The sequence below is a fragment of the Spiroplasma sp. hyd1 genome (assembly GCF_016082235.1).
In the GTDB taxonomy this organism is placed as follows: domain Bacteria; phylum Bacillota_I; class Bacilli_A; order Mycoplasmatales; family Mycoplasmataceae; genus Spiroplasma; species Spiroplasma poulsonii.
Genome location: NZ_JXYY01000058.1, coordinates 1 through 6,679, shown reverse-complemented (window position 1 = coordinate 6,679; position 6,679 = coordinate 1). Strand labels below are relative to the sequence as shown.

The window sequence follows — 6,679 nt, the reverse complement described above, 5'->3', positions numbered from 1 at the left end:
TTATAATAATATTTTAATAAAAAAGGGTATCGCAAGAAGTCTAATGATATTTATAATATGTTTTTAAACCAAGGTGCTTTCTTTGAAGATGGTGGTAATAATCGTAAAATGTGAAATATTGCACAAAAGATTCAATCTTCAATTTATAATGTAATGAGCGTTGTTGAAGGGGTAAACAAGATTGCTGATGGTTATCAAAGTCTCTATAAAAATAATAATACTAGTGATAAACAAATTCAAACTGGGCGAAATAATTTAAGTCGNAACTTAAAGAGCGCAATTGGTAGTTCAGCTGGTAAAATTTTAAGTAAGTTAAAACTTGTTGGTAAAGTTCTCCCAATTGCTAATATTTTTAGTGGAATATGAGAGTTAAGCAAAACTTTTAGTTTTATTTCTTTAAAGACAATGGAATATAAAATTGATCATAATAATTCAATATATTATGTGACACCAACATTTAAATTACCAATTTTTGATATTGAATTAACATCTTCTCAGTCCAAAACAAGGGTAACACCATTAGCAACTTCAGCATTAAATTATATGTTACCAGATGGCAAAGATGCTAAAGGCCAAAAGTTATATGAATTTAATGATCAATATTATTTATCAAAANATGCTGTAAAAGCAGATTTAATTCGACAAATTTATTTACATCCAGAGCGTTATGTTCCAAATAGAAAATTAATGATTAGTATTATGGCAAAAGATGTACCATACTGATTACCCGAAACAATTAGTAATGCAAATATTTGTGGGACAACAGCTGNTGATACTAATTGTATTAATCAGGTTGATTATGATTCAACCTTAAACGAGGAAAAAGATCAGTTTATTAATCAAATTTTTACAACTTATTTTAAACCAAGACAACAAAGTTTTTATTTAGATGGTTTTGGAAACTATTTTTCAAGTAAGGATGAAGCATTAGCTAGTTTAGCTGAGAATGTTGCGTTAGCTAACTTTGATGTTTTATATCGTTATCAAACAAGAACGGGAAAAGAGTTTTTTGCTAATAGTAAAACTGAAATTATTAATTTTATTAATAACAATGAAATTATTGATAATAAACAAGTTATTAATAGTGATTTAATTACAACATCACATTATGATACATTATCAGATTATTTAGGAATTAAGTTTGAACTTTATATCTTAGAATATTATGGTGATCACAAATACTTTATGTCGCACCAACAAACGTGAAATTATCTATGAAATCATATTAATTATCAAATCTTAAACTTTGATGCAACAATGAATAGTTTTCAGTTTGGTGAACATGCCTTTTTTAATGAAAATGATTTTATTGCTTGAATTAATGTCAATATTATTCGAGTGCAAGGGAAAAAAGATGATAGAAAGGTTGTGAATTAAAAATGTTAAAGTTATTAGTGCTAGTAACATCAATTTTTACTATTACTCCAACAGTAACTTCTAGTATTTATTATACGGCAGTTGCACCAACAAATCATTATGCGATTAGTCGCGAAGTTCTTCGAGAAAATATTTTAGCTAATCGTGTTTATGGTGGTCAAGTTAATTATAGTGAATATGATGGTCAAACCTTTCAATCTGATGAAGCATTAAATGAATATTTATTAAAAAATAATAAGGTAACTACCATGTTAACTGCTTCTAATCCAAATAAAATTATTAAAAATTATGAACATATGACATTAGATGATAAGAAAATTTATGATGCTGATTTAAATAATTTTCAACAATTGTATCGTGATGCTTTTGGGAATGTGGCATATAGTCGACAAGATGCGTTAAATACTTATGCAAACGAAGGGTTAGTAAAACCACAATACAGTTATGATGGTTTTTATTGGTTTGATACACCAGAAGAAGCAAAGATTAATGAAAAATATAAAATGAAAATTAATAAATCATTATATTATATTTATAATAATCAATATTATAATGCTTTTAATAATCAAGATATTAATGCCTTGGTTTCCTTAATGGAAGAGGGTTATTATGCTAATATTAACCAATCATTGCTAGGAAAACCATTAGTAAAACCAATTGTTGAACAAGGAAATAGTAAATTAATTTATGATTTATTAAAAAAAGATCTACGCAAAGATTTTAATGGTGATTATTATAATGATGTTGCTAAAACCGAAACGAGATATCGGTTAGCAATTGCTGCAACAGGCACTAATCGAATAACAGTACAATATTCTGATTTAAATGGTAGATATTTAACAGGAGAAGATTATTACGCTGGAACTAGTCCAATTTTGGAATTCACAGATGTTGGCGTGAAAAAAAGTGGTCAAGATCTTATTAATTGATTTAAGAATACAGGATATTGAGTACCAAGAAAACAAGGAAGTGTTGGCTTAGGACATAAATATTGAACCCGTCAGTTTACTGGAATTTATAAAAATCAACGTGTTAAGATGCAAATTAATTTAGTTCCAAAATGAAGTTATGGTTTTGGAAAGACAAAAGCACCTGATATTAATAGTTATAGTGTCGTTGACCAATCGGTGGGGAAAATTAAGTTATATGCTAATCCGAAGCAGAATGATGATCAGTTTTTAGATGCTACCGCANAGAAAAAAGGAGTTTTTTCGAATGGGAATATTACGACTGAAGAAAAAACCCACTTTTATGATACTTGATATGACCGTTATTTTAATAGTGTTTTAACTAATTTTGGTTCAAATAATAACCGTCAAGTAACATATCAAGATATTAAAAAAGGTAATTATCTTACAAATCCTACTTTTGAGAGTACTAATGGGAAAGGATTTATTTATAAGGATAAAGCTTATGATGTTAATTATAACAAAGGATATAGCCAATCCTTAATTCAAAGTTATTTAAATTGAATTCCTGTTAAAGAAAAGTTATTAGCAAAGCCGGTTGTTCATGATGGTCAGTATTATTATCAATTACGACCAGATTTTTTAGCAACAGCAGAACAATTAGATAAATTCTTATATTTAGAAGGAAGCTTTCAGACAAAGTTAATGTATTCGTATTCTCCTGATCCTGATGTTTCTGATCGTGATGGGCGAATGTTAGCAGCAACATTACAAGAAGCAAAGGAAAAAGAATTAATTAATAAGGACCGAACATTACGGAAACAATATTTAGCGTATGATGTTTTTGGTAATAAAGAANTAACAACAAGTAGTGCCAGGGAGGCAATCCAACAGTTAACTAATAAAATTCAGTTAACATCAAAGTTTGTTCATAAAAATGAAATTAAAACATGAAACTTAAAAATGAAAAGATCATGAGATTTAATAATTTCTGATGGACGTTATGTTGTATATCGAATTACTGATCCAAATCAAGCGGGGAAATTTATTTATTTTTCTTCACAAGATGTCGCATTAGCAGCCATTAAAACGNCGGCAAAACTTAGTTCAGCGGTTAATAAACTTGAAAAATCAGTTTATTTATATAGTTATACAACTCAATCAAAATCAGTTGTTCCTTTTGTCTTTTATGATAATGATGTTGATAGTGTTATTACCAAGATTTATGAATATGAACAATGAAATTAAGTTTTTAAGTGATTTTTGTTGTTTTAATAAATTAAAATAAAGACTAGCCATGTGAAATATATTAATTGGTATTCCAAAGGGTTAGTCTTTTCTTCATTAATTATAAAATGTTTAATAATTTGTTTGAGGGATGATATTTTTTTATTTTATTGAAAATTAGTTATTTTTTATTTTTTTTGATAAAATAAATAAGTATCTTATTTAAACTGACATAACATTTGAGGCCAATTAATATCAAAAGGAGAAAAAATTATGCGAAAATTTCAGACAATACTAAATAGTTTATTAGTGTTTAGTTCTGCTACAACAACATTAATTCCCGCTACTAATTTTATTATTCAACCAGTACCCTATAAGGGATCATCATCAGGATCTAGTTCAAACAATATTGATGATTTTGTTTATTCTGGTTATTTATTACGTTATTTTATTTCTAAATCTTCAAATATTAGTACTAATAGAACTGTTAAAACATTAGAACAAAATATTGTTAACAATAAAGCCATAATTTATTCAACAGCCCGAAGTACAAGTAATGTTACAATGCAAAATGCGAATGTGTTTGAAACAGCATTAATGGCATCAATTGTTAATATTAGCATTTATGGAATGGGTAGTTGAAAAGAATTTTTTGCGGAAACTTATTCAAAATGGATTACAACCCCTGATGAAATGAAAAATAAAAGCTGGGAAATTTTAAATAATTTTTTCATAGATATTTATCCATACTTACAAAGTAATAATTTTGGAGCAAGACCTGATACGTTACAAAATAGTTTACAGTACATTGATAAGTATTTTTCTAATTCAACCACTTCAATTACAGTAACAAAACCAGCAGTTTATGACACAACGTTAACAATGAAACCAAGTGATGTAGTTGATTTACAATATCAATCACTTTTTGGGACAAGATTTGGNTTACAACAAGAAATTCCAAATAATGTTAATCTTTGAAATAATAGTTATACTTATAATGCTCTTAAAACAAGCTTAATAATGTGACAAACAAATGCTACGAAAGATGTCACTAATGATGTTATGAGATTTAATGGTGATGTCTTACAAGATAATATCATTAATTTTAATGGTAATAATTTATCTGCTGGCTTAGCAAATATGATGAATGATTCATATACGAAAGCTTCTGCAGTATCATTAAAGAAATATCAAGATTTTGTTCAGCAAGCCACGCAGAGTCACTATTCATCATTTGATAAATTAGATAGTGATTTAAAAAAATTGACAAAATATGAAACCATTAATTATCAAACCGGTAGTACCATTTTCTTAAAAGATAGTGTTGATGCAATGCGAAATTATTATGGTTGAGAAGATAGTACTGTTAATAGTTTTGAGAAACAAATTTTAAATTTATTTAATATTACTTATACTATGACTGGTGATAATTTTAAATATTTCTTAGNTGGTTTTTTATTTTCACCAGATACCCCATTAGTTAACCAAGCAGGTCAAACCGAGGCTTTTACACGATATGATTTTTATAGAATTCCAGGTACGGATCAAATTTGATCAAGTTCTCTTGCTTTTATTGTTTTTTCGGCAAAAGGGTTTAACAATTATTTAAAAAGTGGTATTAGTCAAGAATACCAAATGGGGTGATGAAGTTCACCAAACATCTTTACTGCATTAGACCATGAAATGGGGCATGCGGTTGATGTTTATTATGGAATGGTAACTTCGGCTCCAACAAATGCCGCAAAGAAATTTAGTAATATTTTAAATGAATTAGGAATTAAAGGGGAATATAGTGGCAATGTTTTTGGTTATGATAATATTATTAATNNNAATACAAAAGCTAGTGCTATGAAAATTGCTTTGATTGTTATCTTTGGGGTCTTTTGTGTCAGCATTATTATTGCTATTATTTGAAGTACTGCTCGAAGAAAAGCAACTCGTAAAAAAACAGATGAATAAAAAATGCAATGATTGCATTTTTTAATTTAAAGAAGAAGGGAGATTAAAATGAGTAATAAGAAACAGATGACAAAATTTNGGTTTATTGTTTCATCGTTAGGTGCAGCAATTGGTTTAGGGGCAATTTGAGGGTTACCGGGATATATTAATAAAAATGGAGGATTTTATTTTTTCTTAATTTATATTTTTGCAATGTTAATTGTCGGAGTCNCATTATTAATTTTTGAATTTAATTTAGGGAATCTTCGTCGTAAAAGTGTTATTAATATTTTTGAAAAAGAAAGTGTTTGCTTTAGTAAATTTGTTGGTTGATTTCAAGCAACTTTAATGATCATTATTCCAATTTATTATGCTGTATTAGTTGGTTACACCGTTATTTCCATTGGGATTGAATTTAGTCNTGCGTTAATTAGTAATGTTAATGGTAATATTTTTAATAGTCAGATTTTACAACATGGTGGCTTTGGNATCACTAATAACGGTGGTTTTCAGTGGATTGTTTTTTTAGCGTTTCTTTTTGTTGTGTTATTAGTTGGATTAGTACTATTATTTGGTATTAAAGGAATTGAAAAACTTAATAAGTTTTTTATGCCCTTATTATTTTTAATTATTTTAATTTTAGCAATCTATATTTTAACGGTGCCTGGTAGTAGTCAAGGGTTAGCGACATTGTTTTTAGTTGAAAACCTAGAGAAATTAAAGCAAAGCCAAACTTGAAGTAGTGTTTTCTCGTTAGCATTTTTTACAACATCATTAGGAATGGGAATTATGATGCGGTTTGCTGGGGTGTTGGTCCACAAAACCAAGATAATACTTCAAAAGCTTATTTATTAGTAATTGGAATTTTATTTTTATCAATTACTAACTTAATCTTTATTTTTGGTGCTTCTGGTGCAATCGTTAATAATTTAGTTTCAGATAAAAATAATATTTTATTATTTCAAGAACAAATTACAAATAAATTTGGAAATGATTCAATGGTCTTTGTCTTTAATGTCTTACCAGAAACCTTTCATATTATTAATCAAAATACCATTGTTGGTGTTGGGAATTTTTTAGGAATTTTATTCTTTTTAGCATTATTTATTGCCGGGTTAAGTACTACGGTGGGAAATGTTGAAGTTATTGTTGATGCAATTGAAGGCATCGTGTAAGTGAAGTGCAACAAATCAACTCAGAAAGGAGTTGATTTTTTAATGGAAAGAAAA

Annotated in this window: 2 protein-coding genes; both read left to right on the top strand. The window is 27.9% G+C overall.

All coding sequences use genetic code 4. The annotated features are described in order from the left end of the window. The first annotated feature begins 5,519 nt into the window (after positions 1–5,519). Positions 5,520–6,305: a hypothetical protein gene (locus TS70_RS07895; protein ID WP_308699456.1), complete on the top strand. Its 786-nt coding sequence runs from the start codon at positions 5,520–5,522 to the stop codon at positions 6,303–6,305. A 143-nt stretch (positions 6,306–6,448) separates the two neighbouring features. After that, positions 6,449–6,625, top strand: coding sequence for a hypothetical protein (locus TS70_RS07890; RefSeq protein ID WP_227991139.1), 177 nt, complete (start codon positions 6,449–6,451; stop codon positions 6,623–6,625). Positions 6,626–6,679: the final 54 nt, after the last annotated feature.